The sequence below is a fragment of the Candidatus Defluviilinea proxima genome (genome assembly GCA_016721115.1).
GTDB lineage: Bacteria > Chloroflexota > Anaerolineae > Anaerolineales > Villigracilaceae > Defluviilinea > Defluviilinea proxima.
In genome coordinates this window covers 537362-561082 of sequence record JADKIW010000001.1, presented here as the reverse complement: position 1 = coordinate 561082, position 23721 = coordinate 537362, and the positions used below count along the sequence as shown (strand labels likewise).

21 protein-coding genes and 1 pseudogene are annotated in these 23721 nt (G+C 50.1%); 13 read left to right on the top strand and 9 right to left on the bottom strand.

Translation table 11 applies throughout. The features are described from left to right. Positions 1 to 37 precede the first annotated feature (37 nt). The gene (locus IPP66_02665; protein MBK9924170.1) at positions 38 to 1057 is read right to left on the bottom strand and encodes a fatty acid desaturase; all 1020 of its coding nucleotides are present in this window, start codon (positions 1055 to 1057) and stop codon (positions 38 to 40) included. A gap of 151 nt (positions 1058 to 1208) precedes the next feature. On the opposite strand from IPP66_02665, the gene IPP66_02660 reads away from it, so the two are divergent. From IPP66_02660 to IPP66_02635, 6 genes are all read left to right on the top strand, one after another. Beyond that, positions 1209 to 1730, top strand: a complete 522-nt coding sequence (locus IPP66_02660) for a protein kinase (GenBank protein ID MBK9924169.1) — start codon at positions 1209 to 1211, stop codon at positions 1728 to 1730. Then, on the top strand, positions 1727 to 3280 hold the full coding sequence (locus IPP66_02655; protein ID MBK9924168.1) for a hypothetical protein: 1554 nt from the start codon (positions 1727 to 1729) through the stop codon (positions 3278 to 3280). The genes IPP66_02660 and IPP66_02655 overlap by 4 nt, the downstream gene beginning before the upstream one ends. Before the next feature lie 198 nt (positions 3281 to 3478). Next, positions 3479 to 4462 carry an aldo/keto reductase gene (locus IPP66_02650; GenBank protein ID MBK9924167.1) on the top strand — a complete coding sequence of 328 codons (984 nt, stop codon included), beginning with the start codon at positions 3479 to 3481 and terminating at the stop codon, positions 4460 to 4462. A 103-nt stretch (positions 4463 to 4565) separates the two neighbouring features. Then, positions 4566 to 5600 carry a nucleotidyltransferase gene (locus tag IPP66_02645; GenBank protein ID MBK9924166.1) on the top strand — a complete coding sequence of 345 codons (1035 nt, stop codon included), beginning with the start codon at positions 4566 to 4568 and terminating at the stop codon, positions 5598 to 5600. Then, positions 5601 to 5810, top strand: a complete 210-nt coding sequence (locus tag IPP66_02640) for a hypothetical protein (protein ID MBK9924165.1) — start codon at positions 5601 to 5603, stop codon at positions 5808 to 5810. 10 nt (positions 5811 to 5820) lie between these two features. Then, complete coding sequence (locus IPP66_02635; GenBank protein MBK9924164.1) at positions 5821 to 6999, top strand: aminotransferase class I/II-fold pyridoxal phosphate-dependent enzyme; 1179 nt, start codon at positions 5821 to 5823, stop codon at positions 6997 to 6999. Between the two features lie 77 nt (positions 7000 to 7076). On the opposite strand, the gene IPP66_02630 is transcribed toward IPP66_02635, so the two are convergent. Together IPP66_02630 and IPP66_02625 are read right to left on the bottom strand one after the other, a co-directional pair. Continuing rightward, positions 7077 to 8720, bottom strand: coding sequence for a hypothetical protein (locus IPP66_02630; GenBank protein MBK9924163.1), 1644 nt, complete (start codon positions 8718 to 8720; stop codon positions 7077 to 7079). Between the two features lie 94 nt (positions 8721 to 8814). Beyond that, a complete protein-coding gene (locus IPP66_02625) occupies positions 8815 to 9027 on the bottom strand; it encodes a cold-shock protein (GenBank protein ID MBK9924162.1) in 213 nt (70 codons plus the stop codon). A 260-nt stretch (positions 9028 to 9287) separates the two neighbouring features. Here IPP66_02625 and IPP66_02620 point away from each other — a divergent pair, with 260 nt between their 5' ends. From IPP66_02620 to IPP66_02610, 3 genes are all read left to right on the top strand, one after another. Next, a complete protein-coding gene (locus IPP66_02620) occupies positions 9288 to 10301 on the top strand; it encodes an aminoglycoside phosphotransferase family protein (GenBank protein MBK9924161.1) in 1014 nt (337 codons plus the stop codon). Further along, complete coding sequence (locus IPP66_02615) at positions 10298 to 10954, top strand: hypothetical protein (GenBank protein ID MBK9924160.1); 657 nt, start codon at positions 10298 to 10300, stop codon at positions 10952 to 10954. Before IPP66_02620 ends, IPP66_02615 begins: the two co-directional genes overlap by 4 nt. A gap of 149 nt (positions 10955 to 11103) precedes the next feature. Next, positions 11104 to 12762, top strand: coding sequence for an AIPR family protein (locus tag IPP66_02610; GenBank protein MBK9924159.1), 1659 nt, complete (start codon positions 11104 to 11106; stop codon positions 12760 to 12762). Positions 12763 to 12805: 43 nt separating this feature from the next. Here IPP66_02610 and IPP66_02605 read toward each other — a convergent pair. From IPP66_02605 to IPP66_02590, 4 genes and pseudogenes are all read right to left on the bottom strand, one after another. Then, positions 12806 to 13009 (bottom strand): annotated as a pseudogene (locus tag IPP66_02605) (response regulator transcription factor). 67 nt (positions 13010 to 13076) lie between these two features. Further along, complete coding sequence (locus IPP66_02600) at positions 13077 to 14714, bottom strand: alpha-D-glucose phosphate-specific phosphoglucomutase (GenBank protein ID MBK9924158.1); 1638 nt, start codon at positions 14712 to 14714, stop codon at positions 13077 to 13079. Between the two features lie 60 nt (positions 14715 to 14774). Beyond that, the gene (locus IPP66_02595) at positions 14775 to 15419 is read right to left on the bottom strand and encodes a response regulator transcription factor (GenBank protein MBK9924157.1); all 645 of its coding nucleotides are present in this window, start codon (positions 15417 to 15419) and stop codon (positions 14775 to 14777) included. Positions 15420 to 15582: 163 nt separating this feature from the next. After that, positions 15583 to 16776: a sensor histidine kinase gene (locus IPP66_02590; protein MBK9924156.1), complete on the bottom strand. Its 1194-nt coding sequence runs from the start codon at positions 16774 to 16776 to the stop codon at positions 15583 to 15585. A gap of 302 nt (positions 16777 to 17078) precedes the next feature. Between IPP66_02590 and IPP66_02585 the strand changes: the two genes are divergently transcribed. After that, positions 17079 to 18536, top strand: a complete 1458-nt coding sequence (locus IPP66_02585; GenBank protein MBK9924155.1) for a hypothetical protein — start codon at positions 17079 to 17081, stop codon at positions 18534 to 18536. A gap of 46 nt (positions 18537 to 18582) precedes the next feature. Here IPP66_02585 and IPP66_02580 read toward each other — a convergent pair whose 3' ends face one another. Further along, a complete protein-coding gene (locus IPP66_02580) occupies positions 18583 to 18921 on the bottom strand; it encodes a stress response translation initiation inhibitor YciH (protein ID MBK9924154.1) in 339 nt (112 codons plus the stop codon). A 151-nt stretch (positions 18922 to 19072) separates the two neighbouring features. Between IPP66_02580 and IPP66_02575 the strand changes: the two genes are divergently transcribed. The 3 genes from IPP66_02575 to IPP66_02565 all read left to right on the top strand — a co-directional run bounded on the left by IPP66_02575 (position 19073) and on the right by IPP66_02565 (position 21814). Continuing rightward, positions 19073 to 19255: a hypothetical protein gene (locus IPP66_02575; GenBank protein MBK9924153.1), complete on the top strand. Its 183-nt coding sequence runs from the start codon at positions 19073 to 19075 to the stop codon at positions 19253 to 19255. Between the two features lie 121 nt (positions 19256 to 19376). Further along, the gene (locus IPP66_02570; GenBank protein MBK9924152.1) at positions 19377 to 20246 is read left to right on the top strand and encodes an ABC transporter ATP-binding protein; all 870 of its coding nucleotides are present in this window, start codon (positions 19377 to 19379) and stop codon (positions 20244 to 20246) included. Continuing rightward, entirely contained in the window at positions 20243 to 21814 is a 1572-nt protein-coding gene (locus tag IPP66_02565) for an ABC transporter permease subunit (protein MBK9924151.1), read from the top strand. The genes IPP66_02570 and IPP66_02565 overlap by 4 nt, the downstream gene beginning before the upstream one ends. Positions 21815 to 21853: 39 nt before the next feature. Here the strand turns inward: IPP66_02565 and IPP66_02560 are convergent, their stop codons facing one another. Beyond that, positions 21854 to 23530 carry a DEAD/DEAH box helicase gene (locus IPP66_02560; GenBank protein MBK9924150.1) on the bottom strand — a complete coding sequence of 559 codons (1677 nt, stop codon included), beginning with the start codon at positions 23528 to 23530 and terminating at the stop codon, positions 21854 to 21856. Between the last annotated feature and the right edge of the window lie 191 nt (positions 23531 to 23721).

Sequence of the window (23721 nt, the reverse complement as noted above, 5' to 3'; positions counted from 1 at the left end):
TAATAAAAGAGCGACCTGTTGTAGGTCGCTCTTGAGTTCATGATGTCATGGATTTTTGCCGGTACTGTTTCAGGGCTTCCCAGCCTGCCAGCCTGCGATTGGCCTCGTCGTAAACGCGCCATTTCAGGCATTTCAAGCTGGAGAGGATGGTCAACGGTTCTACGTGGAAGATCGGGTTTTCGTTATAGGCTTTAGGCAGTTTGTAGTTGGGGATCTTTGAGCCAAGGTGATGGATATGATGGAAACCAATGTTGCCTGTGAACCATTGCAATAGGACAGGTAATTTATAGAATGAACTTCCTTTTATGCTGGCAGTAAAGTAATCCCATTCAGAATGGCGCTCCCAGTATACGCCTTCATAATTGTGCTGAACGTAGAACAGCCATACGCCTGCGCTTGTCCCAAAGAAGAGGACGAGCAACTGTGTGATCAGATAGTTCTTCCAGCCGAAGGTCAGCCCCATCACTGTGACGATCACAGCCAGAGCGAGATTTGTCCACCAGACGCTGGCGATCTCACGTTTGCCTGTAGCGGGTGGAATCCTTTCGCCGACAACGAATACAAAGGTTGGCCCGATCAATAACAAGATGATCGGGTTGCGCATTACGCGATATCCGAGCTTCTTCCACCAGGGGGAGGCGAGATATTCCTCTACGGTCATTGTGTACACATCACCCACGCCGCGCCGATCGAGGTCACCGCTTGTGGCATGGTGGATGGCGTGCTCATGTTTCCAGCGGTAATAGGGAGTGAACGCCAGGATGCCAGTAATGATCCCTACAAGATCATTGGCGCGCTGTGACTTGAAGAATGAACCGTGTCCACAATCGTGGAAGATAATGAATGCCCGTACCATGAATCCCGCCGTGAGCAGAGTGAGAGGAAGCGTCAGCCAGAGTGATATATCCACGCTTCGTATTGAGAGGTAGAACAGCGCGAAAAAAGGGATCAGCGTATTGACCAACTGCCAGATACTGCGAGGCAGGTCAGGGGTCGAATAAGAGGCGATGATCTTTTTCCACGAGGTTTTCCCATCCGTGTTAGTTGAAATATTCATTGGAACTCCTTTCCAATCCCATTGTACAGTATTTCACATAGGGTTGAATTAAAAAAGAAAGGATTTGCCTCTATTTCTGTAATCCAAATGTATCGGTTACACCCCGTATCGCTCGTTATACTGATACTTGGCATCTACATAACGAGTTGACATGCTGACACAAACCTTTAAGCGTTACGAGATCAAGGAAGAATTGGGCGTCGGGGGGATGGCCACGGTGTACCGTGCCTATGACCCATCCTTTGAAAGGGATGTGGCGCTCAAGATCCTTAAACGCGAATTGCTTGAAGACCCCATGTTGCGCGAACGTTTTGAACGTGAAACCAAGATCGTTGCGAAGCTTGAGCACGCGGCCATTGTCCCTGTGTATGATGTGGGGTTTGACAACAACCAGTTGTTCTACGTTATGCGCTATATGCCGGGCGGCTCGCTCACCGAGCGCATCCAAAGCGGAAACTCACAGTTGAACAGATCGCGTATATCCTTCTGCGTCTTGCCGACGCGCTCGATTATGCCCATCGTAAAGGCATCGTTCACCGTGATCTCAAACCTGGCAACATCCTCTTCGACGAAAACGATAACGCCTATATTTCTGATTTCGGCATTGCCAAATTCGCACAAGCCGCCACACGTATCACACACTCTGGCATCATTGGCACTCCCCGCTACATGAGTCCCGAACAAGCCCGTGGTGATGAAGTGGATGGAGGCAGTGACCAGTATTCACTCGGCGTCATCCTGTTCGAAATGTTGAGCGGACATGCGCCCTTTGAAGCCACCACGCCTCTTGCGATGGCATTCAAGCATGCCACCGAACCTGCGCCAAACATTCTCGATGTCAACCCAACCCTCCCGTCCGGGGTTGGCGATATCTTCAAGAAAACCCTCGAGAAAGATCCACGCGATCGTTACGCCACCACCGCCGAATTTGCGAATGCTTTCCTTGAAGCCCTTCCCGCCGACACCGTGATGAATGCAAAATTTATCACGCCACTTCCTCCTCGCGTTCCTATAAAGAACGAGTTGCCTACCGAACATTCTCCAGCTCCTACACCACATCCCAAAACACGCAATTGGATGATCGCTGGATTCATTGCACTGGCCCTCATTGGGCTTTCCCTCTGGGGATATTTCGGCCTCAATAAGACAGACGCCTCAACCCCTACACTGACAACTGCCACAGCCTCAACTAACCTTCCCTCCCCGACAACTTCCCCTGCTACCGAAGCTGCGACAGTCATGCCCACGATAGAAGCTACAGTTGAGCCAACTGCCATCCCAGTTGTCTCCGGTGTTGGCGGTGCACTTCGTATTGCACTCACTACGAATCGCGAAGTGTACTTGATGGACATAGATGGCAAAAACATCACGCAACTGACCAACACCAACATCCCCAAACTGGATCTGCAATGGCTGCCCGGTGGTAAAGAACTTCTGTATGTTGAAGGGAAGTGTGTGTACACAGTGAATGTCGAAGAAGCCCAGCCTGTCCCTAAAAAAGTCGGTTGTTTCAGCGGCGAATACTTTGAAGGCTTCCGTGTTTCACCCGATGGGAGTCATGTTGCCATCAGCATCGAACGCAGACTTATCATCCTGCCATTTGATGAAGAATTTCTATCCACGGCTAAGACAGCTTTTGAACTGCAAAATTGGGACAAGACCTGCGTTAACTATGCCGATGTCGCTGTGAAAGGTGCACAATGGTCAGCGGATGGTAAAAGTTTGGCGGTCAAGTATCAAAGCATTGTCAATCAACGAGTCGGGGATACCGTCCGTATCATGGATGTGGACCTCGTCCGTTGCAAGTCGGTTGACCCGCTTGTGATCGATGAATTCCCCGGCAAACATTTCTCTCCCGAAGGCTATCAAAAAACACCCGCCTTGCCTTACTTCCATTGGGATGGCGGTCAACGTTTCCTGTTGAACACCTTCATCCGCAACAGCGGATATGGCGAACTGTACCTGTATGATATGTCCAAAGGTGAATCCACCCATCTCAATCCAGTGGGTGACTGTTGTTATCGCAACGCCACTCTAAGCCCTGATGGTACATATATGTTGTTCCTCTTTCAGGATAAGAACCAAGGTGCTGAGAGCGAAACATTCCTATATTACATGCCTGTGGATGGAACTGGACCAGTGACCCCGTTCAAGCTTCCACTTGGATTCTTCTCGAACACCCGCGAAGAGATCCTGTTCGCCTTGCAAGATTCCACTCCCTAGTAGATCACGGTAGTACAATTCGTTTTGGAATCCAGAAGCATCGCTGTGACGCTGTGGCGACACTTGCTTCTGGCGCTTATTCAACCGCCGTTATGAGCGGATTTTTTTGTAGTGGCGGCTTATGTCGCTTTTTGGCAAAACGACTGTCCCACAAGGATGCCTCGCAGAGTCGTTACTACTTTTACAAGGAGAGTCTTCATGCAATATGTCAATCTCGGCAAAACAGGAATAATGGTCTCGCGTTTGTGTTTGGGCATGATGAGCTACGGGTCCAAGCAATGGCGTGATTGGATTTTGGTAGAAGAAGATGCAAAACCCTTTATCAAACGTGCGCTCGATGCGGGCATTAACTTCTTCGATACAGCGGATGTATATTCCCTCGGCGAAAGCGAAAAGGTGACTGGGAATCTTCTCAGACATTTCGGCGTCAAGCGCGAAACCGTTGTGGTCGCAACCAAGGTCAATAGCCCGATGAGTGATGAGATCAATGACCGCGGCCTCTCTCGCAAGCACATCATGGATTCGATCGATAAGTCACTTAAGCGTTTGCAGATGGATTACGTGGACTTGTACCAGATCCACCGCTGGGACTACAACACTCCCATCGAAGAGACGATGGAAGCGCTGAACGATGTGGTGCGTGCGGGCAAAGCACGTTATATCGGAGCCTCATCCATGTTCGCGTGGCAATTCTTAAAGGCGCAGTACACAGCTCAAAGTCACGGTTGGAGCCGTTTCGTCTCCATGCAAAATCACTATAACCTCGCCTATCGCGAAGAAGAGCGGGAGATGATCCCGTTGTGTATCGATCAGGGCGTTGGGCTGATCCCTTGGAGCCCCATGGCACGCGGATTTTTTGCCGGTGATCGCAAACGCGGAGGTGGCGGAGAAACGTCACGCGCACAGAGTGATCCGTTTGCCAACGGATTGTATTTCCGCGAGGAGGATTTCACAGTGGCAGACCGTGCATGGGAGATCGCAAAGGTGCGCGGCCTGACCGCCTCACAGATCGCGTTGGCATGGATGCTGAACAAGCCTCATATTACGGCCCCGATCATTGGCGCGACAAAAATGGACCACCTTGAACAGGCCATCGCCGCGCTCGATATCAAGCTTTCAGACGAGGATATCAAGCAATTGGAAGAGCCTTACAGACCTCATCCGATCCTTGGGCATTCCTAAATACTCCACTGACCAAAGACGGTGAATAGGTAACCATAATACCTGTTTACCGTCTTTTCATTGGTAAAATAGCAGGGCAAATTTGGCAGTATGGAGTTTTAACTTGGCTGAAACATTCAAAATCGTGATTCCTATGGCAGGCTGGGGGACTCGTATGAGACCTCACACGTATAGCAAGCCCAAGCCGCTCGTTAGTGTGGCGGGTAAAACAACGCTTGAACATCTGCTTGATATGTTCAAGACCATGCCAAACCCCGAAAATCTGGAATATGTTTTTATTGTTAGCCCATTTCTCGGCGAACTACAGATCCCCGCTTTCATTGAAGAGAAATATCCGAACATCAAAGCGCATTTTGTCATCCAGCGTGAGATGAGGGGACAATCTCATGCGATGTGGTTGGCCCGTGAGTATTTGCGTGGGCCAATGCAAATGGTCTTTTCAGACACCCTGATCGAAACTGACTTCTCGTTTCTTGCCACAGAGACAGCTGATTCTGTCGCCTGGGTGATGCCTGTCGAGGACCCGCGTCGCTTTGGTGTGGCCGAACTCAACGGGGATGGGTATGTAAAGCGTTTCATCGAAAAACCGCAAACGATGGAAAATAACCTCGTGATCGCGGGCTGTTACTATTTCAGGGAAGGCAGAGACCTGATCGCCGCCATCGAAGAGCAGATGAAACGTGACATTGTGATCAAGAACGAGTTCTTTCTTGCCGATGCGATGTCCATTATGATCGAGCGTGGGACAAAGATCCGTGTGCATCAGATCGATACCTGGCTTGATACTGGCACGATCGATGCAACTCTTGAAACGAATAAGATCCTTTTAGAGCGTGGCGCGGCAAACATAACGAAGGATGAGACGCGTGGCAGTGTGAAGATCCTGGCTCCATCTTTTGTAGACCCAAGTGCAGAGATTACAGATGCGGTCATTGGGCCTCATGCATCCATCGGAGCCAATTGCAAGATCAGCCAGTCTGTTATTCAGGAAAGCATCGTGGATGAAGGTACTGAGATAAAGAGTACTGCCCTGATCAACTCTTTGATTGGTAGTAACTGTTATGTGGAAGGGCAACCGAACAAGGAAGAAGCGCTGTGCTTGAACATCGGCGATAACAGTTCGGTGGTATCAAAATAAATGAACAACGTTGAGTGTCGCTCTGATTCTACTTTTGCGGAGCGTCCGCTTTCCATTACGTGGATGGGGTGCAAGTATGAAGTGGCTGAGATCTTTGCACGTTGGCGTGGCCCTGACGAAAAAGGGTTTCGTGTGAAGACCACGAATGGACAGGCATTTGAAATTACATACCGGGAAATTCCCGATGAATGGTTCGTACAACCAATCTAATGGAGGCGCAATGCAGGAAGTGACAAATACAAATCGACTTTCACAACGAGTGGCGGGACTCAAGCCATCGGGTATTCGACGGTTTTTTGATATTGCCGCGACGATGAAAGACGTCATCTCGCTGGGCATCGGTGAGCCAGACTTTACAACGCCAAAACCGATCCTCGATGCGGGCATCCGCTCGTTGCAACATGGTGAGACTCATTACACATCGAACTGGGGCAAGATGGAATTGCGTCAGGCGATTTCCGATCATCTCCAGAGTTTTTACAAAGTGAAATATGACCCGGCGACCGAAGTCGTTGCTACGGTTGGTGTCTCAGAAGCGTTGTATCTCACGTTCGTTGCGATCCTCGACCCCGGTGATGAGGTCATCATCCCAACCCCATGTTTCGTTTCATATCAGGCTGAAGTCATTCTTGCAGGCGGTGTGCCTGTGGAAGTGATGGCGCGCGAAGCAAATAATTTCATGGTGGACCCTGACGACATCCGCAAGGTGCTCACACCACGTACCAAGTGTATCTTCATCGGCTATCCCTCCAACCCAACTGGCGCCGTCGCCACCCGTGAAGTGATGCTCGAGATCGCAAAGATCGCAGAAGAACATGATCTTCTAGTCGTGTCTGATGAAATTTATGACCGCCTCGTTTATGACTTCGAGCATGTTTGTTTCCCCTCGCTCGATGAAAGCCTCAAGCAACGCACCATTTTGCTCGGCGGTTTCTCAAAAGATTACGCGATGACCGGCTGGCGCATCGGCTATGCTTGTGGTCCCTCCGATATCATTCAAGGACTTGTGCGCGTCCATCAATACACGATCATGTCTGCGCCGACCACTGCGCAGGATGCCGCGCTCGAAGCCTTGAAAAATGGAAATTCCTACGTGGACGAAATGGTGAAAGAATATGATCGTCGCCGCAGACTTCTCGTTACGGGCCTCAATCGCCTCGGCCTTCGGACCTTTGAGCCGCGTGGCGCTTTCTACGCCTTCCCCAACATCCAGGCCTCTGGCATGAGCGACGAAGACTTCGCTGAGAATTTGTTGCGTGAAGAACAAGTGGCTGTCGTACCGGGTAATGCGTTTGGTCCCGGTGGCGAAGGCTTTGCACGCATGTGTTATGCGACCGAATACAGCAAGATCGAAGAAGCCCTGCACCGCATGGAAAAGTTCATGACGAGGCATGGGTAATACAAATGCAGAGTGCGGAATGTTGAATGCGGAATGGGTAAGTGGTCAAGCGGATGTCCTGAGGATGTCCGCTTTTTTTATTCCCCGTTTAGGCTGAGCCTGTAGATATTTGTATCATCGTCCTGATAGACTAACTTAACAGAAACAAACGGATTTTCGTACTCGATCGCTTTGGTCGTGACGATATAGCGGATGTGATACTCGTCCCACAGGTGGGCATAGTCTTCTTTATTGACCGCTTTTCTGATGTCTGCTTCCTTTTCATCAAGGCTGGTAGGAATGCGCGAAACATAACCAAAGACCAACGGTTTTCTATGTGCGGTTTGATAATATAACTGTACGTATCTTGTGGATGATGTTAAGTCGAGCACGCCGCCAACATTGGGAAGTTTTGCCAGCGCAGAGACATACTCAGGAACCTCTGTTGAAGTGGATGGCAGTCTTGCCGGTAGTGATTCGAAAGCGAGCAAGAGCAATAGGAGCGTGGCGATGATTTTGTTTTGTGGCGTACCCGCTAATAATTCTTGCAGGGCTATCGCGCTTAACACGGATGCGGTCAATGTGATCATCACCACCATGCGGACCGGGACTCCGGACAGTTTCAAGAAGGGGAGTATCTTTTCAAGTAGTGTATATGGCATCAATGTGCTGTAGATGATCTTCCCATTGATTTGAAGAGCGGGGCCTAAGGCCATGAGGAAGAAGAACCCCAGCAACATGAACCATAAGCCAATTTGGTTTGTGGTTTCTACTTTGCGGTGTTGGTGCCAGATGTAAATGAGAAGAATAATGACCGAGTATCCCAGATAGACACTGACTTCGCTTAGACCCACCGGGAGCTTGGACCAGTAGGCTTCTGTCAAATGGCCGAAGCGCCAGCCTTCACCTGGGATGAAGAGTGACAACAGATCTAGGGAGAAGTTGGTTGCTTTGTGGGCGCCCAAAAGTGGATCAATCCGTGAGAGATACATCAACGGGAAGACAATGGGACCTGCAAGAAACAGGGACATCCCAATGAATACGGATAAGGATGCAAGATATTCCTTCTTCAAAAAGAGGCGGGCATCCTTTGCAGTGAACATACGCCACAGGGCGATCAGCCCGCCAGCGAGGATGCAGTAGAAGAAGTAATAGTAATCGCATAGCAGGACCAGCCATAAGGTCAGTGCTGAGGTGAGAGCGGTGAGGATGTGTGGGCGGTCGAGTAGGAAGATCCAACAAAGGAGGAAGAGAGGGATCCATTCCAAAGAGACGAGTTGCATGTGCCCGTAGTAATGTGCGAAATGGTAGCTGGAGAAGGTGAAGATGAATCCTGCGGTGAGACTTCCGATAAAAGAACGGGTGATGTAGTATGCGAGCCAGTAGGCTGTTACGCCACCCATGACGAAGGCAAAGAGGATGAGCGTGTTGAAAGTTTGTGTCAGCGAGAGAAAGCGGAGCAGGGGCACGGCGGCGAGACCGTTGAAAGGGTTGAGAGTTTGGCCGAGCAACGTGGTGCCGAAGGGCCAGTGCAACATGTCTGTATGCCAGATGGACGGGTGGACGCCCGGTTGTGCGACGGCTGTGTTGATCCACCAGATGTTCCAGACGTTTTGCAGGCCGTCGCCGGCATCGGTAAGAAAACGTGTGGAGAAATCGATGATGAGCGGATAGGTGAGCAGGCTGAAGGCGAGTAGATAAAAAACAATGGGGAAGAGTGCGTGTTTGACGATGCGGTTCATTGATGCAATTATAGAGGGTGCCTTGTGTGCCGACAATGGAGATAAAAAATCCCCGGAACGAAAGTTCCGGGGATTTTTGTCAGAGAGCAGTCAATTAGCTGATAACGACGACGTTAGCGGCCTGAAGACCCTTGGGGCCTTGTTCGACAGTGAACTCGACCTTCTGGCCTTCCTGCAGGTTCTTGAAGCCTTCGCCTTGAATCGCAGAGAAATGGACGAAGACATCCGGGCCGCCCTCGCGTTCGAGAAAGCCGTAGCCCTTTGTTCCGTTGAACCACTTGACTGTACCGTTGATACGATCCGACATTTTTGCCTCCTTATGGCAAGAAAAAAATTTGGAGGGTACTCATTGGGTGTTGCATCGGAGCCGCCTCAACGGCGGTGAAACAAAATCGGCTCACGGACTTACCGCGAGCCGACCTGGTACTTCCAAAGCAAACTACTGGTATCCTACTGCGGCAAGGATAACATGAGGTGTTGTGAGCGTCAATGAATTTACGGGAAAAATCCTTTAAAATGGACATGGTTTTCGAGATGTAAAATTATGAAACAGGAGCTTTAACTTTAATGAACAACCCTCAACTCCCCTGGCATGACCCCACTTGGATAGAACAAGCCCACGCATGGATTCGGTCTGAGACCGCACGCCGATCCATTCAGCTGACGGGTGAGATCGAACAGCCGCACGCTTACTCATGGTCAACGGTGTTGCATGTTCCCACCAGTGCAGGGAAGTTGTATTTCAAAGCCACCGCGCCAGAGACGCTCCACGAGATCGCTTTGACCGAAAAACTGGCAGGATGGTTTCCTGATTGCCAGCTTGAGCTCGTTGCTGTGGATACAGCCCGCGGGTGGATGTTGATGCGCGATGGCGGCGAACAACTGCGCGCGTCCATTCGCCCCACAAAGGATGTCCGTCCGTGGGAGCCTGTGATCGTCAAGTATGCCGAGCTTCAAATTGGACTCGCCGAACACGTGGAGGAAATTCTCGCCTTGGGAATTCCCGATCATCGGCTTGCGGTTTTGCCTCCGCTGTATCAGCAGTTGCTTCGAGAGGAAGAAAGCCTGATGATCGGACAGGAAAAAGGATTGACCGCCGAAGAGTTCGACAAACTCCAAAAGCTGACGCCACGCTTCGAGCAAATTTGCATGGACCTCGCCGCATATGGGATTCCCGAATCGCTTAACCACGGTGACTTCCACGATGGCAACGTCCTCCTCAAAAACGGACGCGTCACTTTCTTCGATTGGGGTGATGCCGATGTGACCCATCCTTTTGTTTCGCTGAGAACTTTTTTTGTGAGCATGGAGATTGCGCTTGGGTTGGATGATTACGTCCCGCCTACGCCTGAGATGACCGCCCTTCTGCATCGCTACCTCGAGCAATGGCAGGGATTTGCCTCCAAAGAGGACCTGCTCAAAGCCTACGCCCTCTCCCGCCCTGTCGCATCCATCGTCAAGACACTTTCGTGGCACACGACCATTTCCCGCATGAACACGGACCTCCGCAAGGAATACGCGTGGATCGTGCCTGAGGTGTTGCGGGAGTTCATGGTGTATGAGGGGATGCTTTCGCAATGACGATACACAGTGTTCCGCAGATTGGTGGTGTTTTACGTAATGCGGTTATTTTTGATTTTAAGAATCCGCCTGATATCATGCGTGGTGCGGACGAGTTGCCAGAACAGGTTGAGAAGTTTTTCGACTTGCTTGAACTGCGAAAAACCGACTTTGTTTTGGTAAACGGCATTGCCTTGCTCACCTACGTGGAAGGGCGCAACACACAGGATATTGACCTTATCATGGCATTGCCTTCGCTCACAAAGTTGCCTGAGATCAAGATCGAAAGTCAGGACATGTATTTTGCGCGGGGGAAATTCGGAGAACTGCAAATTGACATCTTGCTCACGAAGAATCCCCTGTTTGCCAAAGTGGAAGCGGATTACACTACGACCGAGCAATTCATGGATCGCACAATTCATTGTGCCAGCGTGGAAGGGTTGATCTTGTTGAAGTTGTTTGCATTGCCATCGTTATACCGTCAGGGAAGTTTTGAACGTGTGGGGATTTATGAAAACGATCTTGCCACATTGATGTATGCCTTCAACCCGAAAATGGAGCCGTTATTCAAAGAACTAGGCAAACACCTGAACACAGACGATATGGCAGAAGCCCAAAAGATCGTTTCAGACATCGAAACCCGTATTCAGCGGTTTCGGAAGGTGAATAAGTAATTGTATGGTTCCCCTCTCTCTGTGGGAAATGGGTGAGGTGACGAGGGAAGAAGAAAAGATGGATGTGTAGTGGTGATAAATAATAAAAGTGATATATTTACGACCGTGTAAAAAACTTAATGCCATATAAAACTGGCAGGGAGATAGATATGTCAAATTGGGCATCGTTCAGTCTGTTGCATGAAAAAGTCACTAAATACAAAACTGAATATGAACTGGAAGATTATGGCGATGCCTTTGATTGGCTTGCTCTTGATGCAATCCTTGGCTTAGGAGCCGATGAAATAGAAGAAGCAATAACTGACGGTGCAATGGATGGGGGACTAGACTCTGTGCACATTGCCGATACCACAGTTCATATTTTTAATAACAAATATACAGCTGAGTTTGATCACACTAACAAAGGATTTCCCGAAACAGAATTAACTAAGATCCTTACAACAATTGATAGTATTTTCTCTGGTCAAATGAATAAGACAGATGTGAACGATGCCTTGTGGGAAAAAATAAATGAAATTTGGGATGGCTTTAGAAAGGGGCCATTAAAATTTAAAATTTATTTATGTTCTAATAAGCAAAAACTCAATGAAACAGCTCAGAAGAGGTTTGAGAGATCTTTAGAGAAGCACCGAGTTGTCGAAGTGTACTATCTGGATTTAGAGGATATTGTCAACAAGATTTTGGAGCGAAAATATAACAAGGTTGATGGAAAAATAACCTTCGTGGAAAAGCAGTATTTTGACCGTAGCGATGCAGGATTGAAAGGTGTTGTTGCGACAATATCAGCAGTTGATTTGGTTAAATTAATTCAAGACCCAAGCGATGAAAATAACGTTATTGATGATGTGTTTAATGAAAATGTGCGTGTTTACCAACCTGGAAATAAAATAAATAAAAGAATTCGCGCAACAGCCTTATCTGAGACAAATCACGAATTTTGGTATTTGAATAATGGAATCACAATAGTATGCGAAAAATGTGATTTTGTTCCAAGCAGATCCCCGAGAGTAACGCTGACAAATTTTCAAATAGTTAACGGTGGTCAAACTACCCATACTCTTTTTGATGCTTATAAAGAAAATAAAGAAAAGCTTGAGAATGTCCTACTTCTAGTAAGGATTTGCGAAACACGGGACAATAAAATCTCGGAGAAAATTAGCGAGACAACTAACAGCCAAACCCCAGTTAATACACGGGATTTACATGCTAACGATGAAATACAAAGAAAGTTAGAAGAAGAGTTTTCGTCTCTTGGTTATTATTATGAACGCAAGAAAAACCAATACCAATATGAGCCAAAAGAACTTAGATTGGACAACGAACTTCTTGGCCAAATTTATCTTGCTTATTATCTTGATAAGCCATCCGAAGCAAAGAATACTAAATCGTTGATCTTCGGGGATTATTATGATGTAATATTTGATGATAAAGTTGTTTCTTCAAAAAGAATGCTTTTACCATACAAGCTTTTTCTTCCTGTAAATCAGATGAAGTCCGAAATTCAATCGAAAAAACGCAAAAAGCTTCCGATAAGCGAGAAAGACGCATTTGTTTCAAGGGCGACCTTCCATATTTTGAATGTTGCTAGATATATCAGTGAATTCCATGGACTAGATTTAACTGATATTAAAACCATTAAGAAAGTTGTTGATAAAGCAATTTCACTAATTGGTGATGTAACAAAAACTGAAAGAAAAAAGCGAAAGGATTTGTACACTCATGACAAATTCTTCAAAGAAACTCAAACCAATTCTCTAATTCGAGAATATGTGGTCAAGCAACTTGAAAATGGTCATGTGAAAATATAATACCCAGTGATATATGAAAAAGCGGCGTAACAGCCGCCTTTTTTTATTCCCCTAACAATCCCTTCTGTGCGCCGATGGCGACTGCCGCGGCTCTTGAATCGACTCCGAACTTTTGGTAGATGCTTTGCAGGTGGGCTTTGACTGTCCATTCGGTGATGCCGAGGTTTTATGCGATCTCTTTGTTGCGTTCGCCGCGCGAGAGGGCTTGCAGAACCTCGAGTTCGCGCTCCGTCAGCGTAGAGTCGATTTACCTCCTTCCAAATAAAAGGAGGTGTTTTTTATCTTCTTTTCTTGGGGCCTTATCGTTGTAGTGTCTACACTCCCGCCGCTTTGAACGCGTCACTGACGATCTCCTGTGCTTCAGAAAAGATGCGGTTCAGGTGTGTCTTGTCTACAAAGCTTTCGGCGTAGATCTTGTACACATCCTCCGTGCCAGAGGGGCGCGCGGCGAACCAACCATTCTCGGTCACTACTTTCAATCCGCCGATCGAAGCGCCGTTGCCCGGAGCCTTCGTGAGGCGGTCGATGATCTTCTCACCGGCGAGCATATCCGCTTTCACATCTTCGGGCGCGAGATTCTTCAGCACGTTCTTTTGCGCGGGGTTCGCCTTGGCATCGATGCGCTGATAAACCGGTGCACCGAATTTCGCGGTCAGGTCCTTGTAATGCAGACCCGGGTCACGCCCGGTCAACGCGGTGATCTCTGCCGCGAGCAGATCGAGCAGGATGCCGTCCTTGTCGGTCGTCCAGACCGTGCCGTCCTTACGCAGGAAGGATGCACCAGCGCTCTCTTCCCCGCCAAAGCCGAACGACCCATCCACGAGTCCATCCACAAAATATTTGAATCCCACGGGGACTTCATTCAACGTGCGACCAAGATCATTCGCGACACGATCGATCATCGACGATGAAACGAGCGTCTTGCCGACTTGCGCATCTGGACGCCACCCGGAGCGGCTCCTGTATAAATAATCGATCGCCACTGCTAGAAAATGATTCGGATTCATCAAACCTGATGAAGGAGTCACGATCCCATGACGGTCCACATCCGGGTCGTTGCCAAAGGCGATATCGAACTGGTCCTTCAAACCGATCAATCCCGCCATTGCATACGGCGACGAACAATCCATGCGAATCTTGCCATCGTGGTCAACGGTCATGAACGAGAAGGTTGGGTCCACGGCGCGATTGACGACCGTGATGTTCAGTTTGTAGAGATCAGCGATGATGTCCCACATGTGAACCGCCGCGCCGCCCATCGGGTCCACGCCAATGCGCAGTCCGCCGAGTTTGTCCATCTCGATCACGTTGATCAGGTCACGGATATAGGGCGTAACGTAGTCATACTTCTGCGTGGTTGGTGCTGCAAGTGCACGCTTGAGCGGAATCCGTTTCACCGCTTTCAAGCCATCGCGCATGATCTCATTGGCACGCTTCTGAACAACATTCGTGATCTCTGGTCCGGCAGGCCCAGCGGTTGGCGGGTTGTATTTGAAGCCGCCATCTTCGGGAGGGTTATGGGAGGGAGTGATGACCACGCCATCGGAAAGTCCGCTTGTGCGGCCACGGTTATAGGTCAATATGGCGTGCGAGATGAGCGGCGTGGGGATGAACGCATCCGAAATGCGGATCTCAAGTCCGTTGGCAGCCAACACTTCAATGGCTGTCGCTTCTGCAGGTTCGGACAACGCATGCGTATCCTTGCCGATGAACAGCGGTCCTGTGATGCCTGCCTGCTGACGGTATTCCACCAACGCCTGGCAAACCGCAAGGATGTGATCTTCATTGAAACTGGCGAGCGTGGAACTGCCGCGATGTCCCGAAGTCCCAAATGCGACTTGCTGTGCGGTTTCTTCTGGGTTTGGTTTTTCTGTGTAATACGCTGATACAAGGCGCGGGATGTTCGTCAATAGTTCACGTGGTGCAGGTTGACCGGCAAGTGGATGTGGCATGGCAGACTCCTATAAAAGTATTTTTCTATTATAGCAAGTCGTTTGGTGATGAGATGCTTTTTATTCCCCCAACAATCCCTTCTGTGCACCGACTGCAACTGCCGCGGCTCTTGAATCGACTCCGAACTTTTGATAGATGCTTTGCAGGTGGGCTTTGACTGTCCGCTCGGTGATGCCGAGGTTGTAGGCGATCTCTTTGTTGCGTTCTCCACGTGATAGGGCCTGCAGAACTTCGAGCTCGCGCTCTGTCAGTGTAGAGTCGGCTTGGGAGGTGGAGGCAGGCTTGGGTTGATTTTGATGCGAGAGCACGCGGGCGAGGATCTCTGGCTTGAGCAACGTCTCACCTCGTGCGGCGGCGTGGATCGCATCCAGTAAATTTTCACGGCTTGAATCTTTGAGTAAATATCCGCGTGCGCCCGCTTGCAGGGCGCGGATCATCAGGTCGTCTTCGTTGTAGGTGGTGAGGATAACGATGGCGATCTCAGGATGATCTTTGCGCAGGTGACCGATGGCGGTGATGCCATCCATGCGCGGCATTTGCAGGTCCATGAGGATGAGGTCGGGTTTGAGTTCAGGGACGAGGCGCAAGCACTCGGCGCCGTCCATGGCTTCACCGACTACTTCGATGTCGTCGGCGGTTTCAAGGATGAGGTGTAACCCCTCGCGCACAACGAGATGGTCGTCGGTGATGAGCACACGGATCATGGGGCAGTCCTCACAAACACATTCCCACAACTCGGACGAGGTGTTTTGGCTAACCACGGAGACACGAAGGCACAGAGATTTTTTGATTTCTTCGTATCTCGGTGACTCCATGGTTCAAAGCTTTTTTGACATTGGTTTATCTGGGTTGATTTTCTGGAAATCATCACGACCTCCCCACTACAAATTGAACGAGCGTGCCATTTTGATTTGATTCGATGGCGAGCGTTCCGCCTGTGAGACGGGCGCGTTCGTGCATACCGACCAGGCCGTAGTGTCCGCTCGGTTGTTGTGTGACGTCGAAGCCTACGCCGTTATCGCGGATTTCGAGTTCGAGGGTTTGTTTCTGGATGAAGAACTTTACATGCACTTGTGTGGCCTGTGCGTGACGCAGGATGTTGGTCAGCGATTCACTCAAGATGTTTAGGGCGTGCTCTGTTGTTTGCGAGGCAAGTTGGTTCTCGCTCACCGTGATCTCCAACTCACACGGAATCCCTGCGGACTGTTGAAAGCGTTCCACCTTTTCACGGACAGCTTCTTTGAGGTCCGTTGGCATGGAGCGCAGGTCGTCAATGGCGGCACGGGATTCGGCAAGCGTCGTTCTGGCGCGGACGATGGCTTGCTCCACAATGGCAGAGGCCCGTTCGATCCGATTCGAGGCGAGGTGTGCTTTGACCGCCTCCAATTGCAGGACGTGTCCCGCCACACCTTGCGTGAGCGTATCGTGCAGTTCACGCGCCATACGCTGACGTTCATTTTGTAGTGTGAGCGACTCGATCTTCGCGGCAGAAGCGACAAGTTTCGCATTGGCACTTTCGAGTGATTCTGCCAGATCCACGGCTTTCTGACGTTCGGCGATCTGTTGGTTATACATCACCATCAACAACACGATGAACCCACCGTTGACCAATATGCTGGCAACAGCAAAAAGAAACTGTGCGCGCCCCACCAACAGATACAACATGATCAGCATAAAGCCAAAGAGAAAAAGCCCGATATACAAGGCGCGGCGCGTGTTGCCCCATAACCCCAAAGATTCACCGATCAGGCACAGAATGGATGAGCCTAGCAAGGTCAGGTTGATGTCGCTGGTGAACGGCAGGTTCACGATCACGAGGATCAACACAACCTGGACGGGATAGTAGAACATCCACCAGCGTGGTTTTTCAAAATTGCGGATGTTCGACCAGAATAGACCGATGTGAAAAAGAAAGAGCGTGAGAAGGAGCGCGGCATTTGCAGGCGAACCCGATATCCATAATTCCCTGATGCCGAAGAATGTGATCGCGCCGAGCAGAATGGAAATGAAGATATAGAACGGTTGGGCAATGAAGGATTCAGTCTTTGCGTTTTGTTCCATGCGCCTATTCTACTGTAGCCAGGCCTCGCGGCCTATTGTCCAACTGGACAATGTCCACCTGACTGCCGTTTCTGCATGGAATGGCCGATGTGCGAGGGTAGGGGAATGAATAAACTCCAAATATCAAAAGCAATTCCGTTGGTTGAGTAGGGCGGTGCTTCTCCGCCCGTATCGAAACCAACAGATAACCAAAATAATCTTGTTACAAGAATTGCTTTACTTACTGGTGGTTTCGAACCACCCTCCGCAACAACCGCTCAGGGCTACTCAACCACCGAATTATCAAACCAGGAGACTCCCTCATGAACAAAAACCTGCGCTACCTCTGGCTCGCAATCGCCATCGTTCTCGGCCTCTTCATCGGCGGCAAATGGAACATCCCGCTCGCGGCGTGGATCACTCCCGTCTTCGTCATCCGTTTCTTCCGCGATAGCGACAAAGCCGGTCGCAACTTTCTTTTGTTATGGCTCGCATCTGCCATTCCCACCATCATCTCATGGAATGGCGCTACCGCGATGGCGCTCATCAATCCCGTAGCCGAGCCTATCTTTTTTATCCTCACCACGCCCATTGGCTTGCTTCCCTATGTGGTGGATCGTCTCTATGCGCGCCGCTTCCCGAAAGCCGCATGGGTTAGCCTCGTTTTTCCCATCGCCTACACTGCCGTGGATTTCTTCTCCTCCAGTGGCAGTCCCTTTGGAACATTCGGTGCGGCGGCCTATTCCCAACGCGGTTTCCTTCCCATCATGCAACTCGCCTCGATTACAGGATTATGGGGAATCACCTTTGTGATGGGATGGTTCGCAGGGCTTGTGAATCATGTTTGGGAAAACGGATTCAAATTCACCCGCTTCACACTCACTTCAGCCTGCCTGCTCCTTATTGTCTTTCTCTTCGGCTTCGGGCGAACTCTGCTTAAGCCCCAGCCCGAACAGACCGCTGTTATTGCTGGCTTCTCTTTCCCATCAGGAAGATTCACCGAGTTGATGAATCTTCTAAAAGACGATGAAGCAGGCTTTCGTCAGGCCCTGAACGAACTTCATGCGGAACAGTTGACCCAGATCCGCGCCTTGGCAAAAGATGGCGCGAACATTGTCAGCTTGCAGGAAGGTGCTGTGATGGGCATGAGCGATCAAGTCGAACAATTTATGAGCGATGTGTCCATCATTGCAAAAGAAGAAAACATCTACATCGTCCTGCCGACCTTTGATTTGGGCAAATCGCCTGCCGAGAACAAGGTCCACATTATGGGCCCGAACGGCGAAGTTCTCCTGACGCACATCAAGTACGGCGGCAACCAATTCGAAGGCACACTCAAAGGCGATGGTGTTCTGCAAACTGTGGATACACCTTACGGAAAACTCAGCGCCGTTATCTGTTGGGATGCCGACTTCCCGAATATCATCAAACAAGCTGGCGCCCAAAACGTGGATTTACTCTTCGTCCCATCACAAGATTGGCTTGGTGTGAAAGACATCCATGCAGGCATGGCTACTTTCCGAGCCATAGAAAACGGAATGAGCATCTATCGTCAGGTAGGTCAAGGCGTATCCATTGTCGTGGATGCGTATGGCAAGGAATATAACCGCGTTGACTCGTTCGGTGGGAACACGACAGGCTTCGCCAACGTGCAAAAGGTCACCACCCCCATCGGATCTGTGGATACGTTGTACCCATCCATTGGCGATGCGGTTGGTAGCGTGATGTTGATCGGGCTGGTTGGGTTGTTCGTAGGTTTATTCTTTACGAGAAAAAAGTAGACAAACAAAAAAACTCGGAAGTCTTCAAGACTTCCGAGTTTTTCATTTAACCACCTGCGATCTTGATCTTATATCCCAACTTCTCCAGAATCCCTGCGATCTTTTCCCGTTGCTCGCTTTGGATCTCGATCACTCCATCCTTAACCGTCCCACCCACGCCGCAATCCTGTTTGATCCTCTTTGCCAGAGACTTCATGTCATCTTCTGAAAGCGTGAGATTTTTGATCAATGTGACAGACTTCCCGCCGCGCCCTTTCGAGTCACGATGCAGGTAGGCGGTCTGTTGCTGGGGTGGCAGGGACTTCGTGTTTGTCGGTCGTTGTTCTTTCTTGCGTTGGTCTCCGTCATTGGATGACCAAACTGTACGAGCGTTGTTTTTGTTCATTGTTTCATCTCATTGTTGATTTGAAGTGTGGGAAGTTTAGAAGAAATAGCAAAAGATGTCAAACCTTTATCAAGCCTGAGAGTTCGAGAGAGACTTTGCAAGTGAAACATGTCTACACTCTGATTAATCAACTTTGTAAAGGAGATCAATAATGATGGATCAAATCTTCGATTGGTGTGTGGATGTGTTGGTGTATTGGGCTGGGATACTGGGGATCACCTACAAAGAGATCAATGTGTGGGTCTTCGTCATCATTTGGCCTATTGTCACGCTGATTCTAATTGCTGTTGTCTTTTGGCAGAACAGAAGAATACGTCAACTGCTGAAGCAATAATAGGTATCTTGTGAAATAGCGCAGATCCCTCGAAAGTAAAAACCAGCCACTCGGACAGGCAACGTATCGGCATGTTTCCCGTAAACTAACTACTACGAATATCTTTTACGGAGAATGCTCAATGAAACTAATTACTACAAACCTCGGCAAACAATACCGCCGTGACTTTTGGGGATTGAAAGACTTTTCCCTTGAGATCAAGCCTGGGATTCTCGGCTTGCTTGGACCGAACGGGGCGGGCAAGTCCACGTTTATGAGGATGCTGGCGACCATCACTAAGCCAACAGATGGGAAAATCTTGTGGAACGATGTGGACATCGTCAAATCACCAGATACGATGCGCGCCGTGCTCGGATATTTGCCTCAAGACTTTGGTGTGTACCCGAATCTGACTGCGGTTGAGTTTCTCGAATACATGGCGGCGATCAAGGGGCTGGACGCAAAGGCAACGAAAAGACGAATTGATGAATTGTTGCAAGTTGTGAATCTTGTTGAAGCGGCGAAACGTCCGCTTGGTGGCTATTCGGGTGGGATGAAACAACGCGTCGGAATTGCACAGGCGTTACTCAACGACCCGCAACTGCTCATCGTGGATGAGCCCACTGTGGGCCTCGACCCCGAAGAGAGAGTCCGCTTTAGAAATTTGCTGTCAGACCTATCGGGCGAACGAATCGTGATCCTATCCACGCACATTGTTTCAGATGTGGAAGCGACTGCCACACACATCGCCCTCGTGAATAAAGGTCAACTCTTGCGTGAGTCCGCGCCTGAAAATCTGCTCAAGGAACTCGAAGGCAAAGTCTGGGAGTGGACAGTCTCCAGTGATGAACTCGTGACACTCAAACAAACGCACATCGTCAGCGGGACGATCAGGAGAAGTGATGGGGTGGCGGTCAGAGTGGTAAGTGCGAATCAGCCTGAGGCGGGGGCAAGAAGCGTGAGTCCGAACCTCGAAGATGCCTACCTGTATTTCATCGGAGGCAATGCATGAAACAGATCCGCATCATCTACCATTTGGCACGCGCCGATTTTTTAGAACGTGTGCGTCGTTATAGCTTTCTGGTCGTGTTGGGATTGGTGGTTTTACTTGGGTATCAAACCGCCGCTGGAAATGTGCGTCTGCAACTCGGTCAATACCGTGGCGAGTTTAACTCTGCATGGATCGCTGGCATGATGTCCATCATCGCTACGTTCTTTCTCGGTTGGTTCGGCTTCTATGTGGTCAAAGGCTCGGTGGCGCGTGACCGTGAAACGGGCGTCGGGCAGATCATGGCAACCACGCCGATGTCACGCCCACTCTATATGCTCGGCAAATGGCTCAGCAACTTTGTGGTCTTGATGACGATGATCGTCATCCTCGTGATCTTCGGTTTCGTCATTCAACTCATCAGCGGCGAAAGCATACAAGTTGATCTCAATACCTATCTTCCTCCATTCGTGTTCATCGTCACACCGCTCATGGCGATGGTTGCTGCTGTGGCTGTGTTGTTCGAAGCTATCCCGTTCTTATCGGGCGGCTTCGGCAATGTCGTATATTTCTTTGCGTTCGTCATGATCATCCCGTTCACGATGGATTCAGCAATTGTCAAAACATATCCCGCGCTCGAGCCGCTTGGCATGGCATTGCTCAAAGAGGACATGTCGCGCGAAGTCTTACAAGTCTTCCCCGATTACGATGGCAGTTTCATGCTCGGTGGCATGGACACCACGATCATCGACACATTCACATGGACGGGCATCGACTGGACTTCCTCCGTGATCGCGATGCGTTTTGGTTATATCGGTCTCGCGATCCTTGTAACGTTGCTCGGTGCGCTCTTCTTCGATCGCTTCGATCCATCACGTGCAAAGCCGCGCAGTGTGCAGATGAAAAGCACCGCCTCAACTCTTAAGCCGCAAGTTGCTACAACATCTCAAGCTTTGCCTCAGCCTGCGCATTTGACTCCTCTAGCTCCATCCCAAAGCGGATTCGTTTTCATACGTGTTCTCATCTCCGAACTCAAACTCCTCCTCAAAGGACAGCGTTGGTGGTGGTATGCAGGTGCGGCTGGACTATTCATCGCAAGCCTTGTCAGCCCCGTCGAAAGTGTGCGGACGTATATCCTCCCGTTGGCATGGGTCTGGCCGGTCCTCATTTGGTCTGGCATGGGCAACCGCGAGATGACCAACAACACACAGCAAATGGTCTTCTCTTCCGCTGCGCCGCTGATGCGACAACTCCCCGCCACATGGCTGGCAGGATTTATCGTCACAGTATTGGCTGGAAGCGGAGCCTTGTTGAAGTTGATGTTTGCAGGTGACGGTGTTGCTTTGCTTGCATGGTGTTCCGCCGCGCTGTTCATTCCATCCTTTGCGCTGGCATCTGGTGTATGGAGCAACAGTCACAAACTCTTCGAGATACTGTACATTACTTTGTGGTATCTCGGACCGATGAACAACGTCCCTGGCACGGATTACATCGGCGCACACAGCGATGGCTATATTGCGTTCTACATTCCATTTTCCGTTATGTTGATCGCAGCCGCTTTCATTGGCAGAGCGAGACAACTACAGAATTAAACAAAAAATCCCCGAGATGAATGTCTCGGGGATTTTGATTTACTTGGCCTTTGTCAGGCTGATCTTTTCTTTGCCGATACGGTAATTTCCGTTATGGGTCATCACCTGATCGAGCAATTCTTCGGGGATGTCCACAAAGGTGATCGTGTCCTCAATGCGGATCTTGCCGATGGTGTACCCCGGGATGTTTGCATGAAAAGCGATCGTGCCGACAATATCATTCGGGCGGATTCCGCTCGACTTGCCTTTATTGATCTTCAAGCGGATCATGCCCTCTTCATGTGACGAGTCACCACGACGCTTGTTGCTGGGGCTCTTGATCGGAATATCGCGTCGCCCGAACGTTTCTCGCTTCGAGCCACGACCAAATTCTTTCTCCGACTTGCGAGGGAAGTCAGCCTTGACGTCGGCCACTTCGTCGATGGGGCGTTGTTTCTCGTCGGCGCGCGCGATCTTGATGGCGGCGGCGGCGATGTTTAACGGATCGTGCCCGGCTTCGATCAACTCTTGGACCATTTCAAGCTCGCGTTTGTAACGTCCGCGACCAAGCCAGATCTTGAGGTTTTCAACAACCTCTTTTTCGCGATGACGATGGATCTCGCCGATCGTGGGAAGTTCCATCTTTGTCACGGTCTGTTTGGTGAGCGCTTCCACTTCACGCAGGCGGCGCTTTTCTTTCGGGGAAAGCAATGTGATGGCTACGCCGGTTTTCCCTGCGCGGCCTGTACGTCCAATGCGATGGATATACACTTCAGCGTCATCGGGTAGGTGATAGTTGAAGACATGTGAGATGTCGTCAATGTCGAGTCCGCGCGCGGCCACATCGGTGGCGACCAACACTTTGAGTTGATTGGCACGGAAGCGTCCAAGCACACGTTCGCGGGCGTTCTGGTCGAGGTCACCATGAATGGCCTCAGCTGGGATGCCGCGCACGACAAGTTCGTTCGCGAGGGTGGCGGTCTCTGCGCGGGTGCGGGCAAAGATCAATGCGCTCTTGATCGGTTCGATCTCGAAGAGACGTGTCAGGGCATTGGTCTTGTCCCTATCGTGAACGAGATAATAGCGCTGTTCAATGGCTAAAGCGTTGGTGTTGTCTCGTTTAATGGTGACAGATTGAGGGTCCCGCATGAAGCGGTTTGCAAGGGAGCGAATGCGCGGGGGCAAGGTGGCGCTAAAGAGCGCAGTCTGTCGTTCCGCAGGCATCGTCGCAAGAATCTTTTCAACCTCTTCGAGAAAGCCCATGTTGAGCATTTCGTCGGCTTCATCGAGCACAACGGTTTTGACGTGGCTCAGATCCAGGATTTTGCGTTCGAGCAGATCGTTCAAACGACCCGGTGTTCCTACGACAATATCCACACCGCGCTTGATGCTACTGATCTGTGGACCATATGCCTGGCCGCCGTACACAGCCAGCACGCGTACCTTGAGGTGCTTGCCATATTCGACCATGGAATCAGCAACCTGCAAGGCAAGTTCACGCGTAGGCGCGAGCACCAAGGCCTGTATATTTCTTTGCGGTTGATAGTTGTTGAGAATGGGGAGTGCGAAGGCGGCGGTCTTACCAGTGCCGGTTTGGGCCTGGCCGATCACGTCTACGCCGGTGAGCATGAGGGGGATCATGCCCGCTTGAATGGGCGTCGGCTCGTTATAGCCGAGTTCGGTAATGGCCTGCATGACCTCGTCACGCAGGTTTAGGGAAGTAAATTCAGTTGTCATCTTTATCCTTTTTCCCAGTCTGCTAGTCCGCTGGTCGCTTGTCAACTAGTCGCAAAAGCGGCTTTGACAAGGGACTACAAGACTAGTGACTAGAAGACTAATACGGGATGTTCCGATGACTCTGTTTAACTTCCTTCTTGCCAATCAGGACTCGTCTTTGCAGACTCGTCCGCCCAACAAAAAAGCCCGAT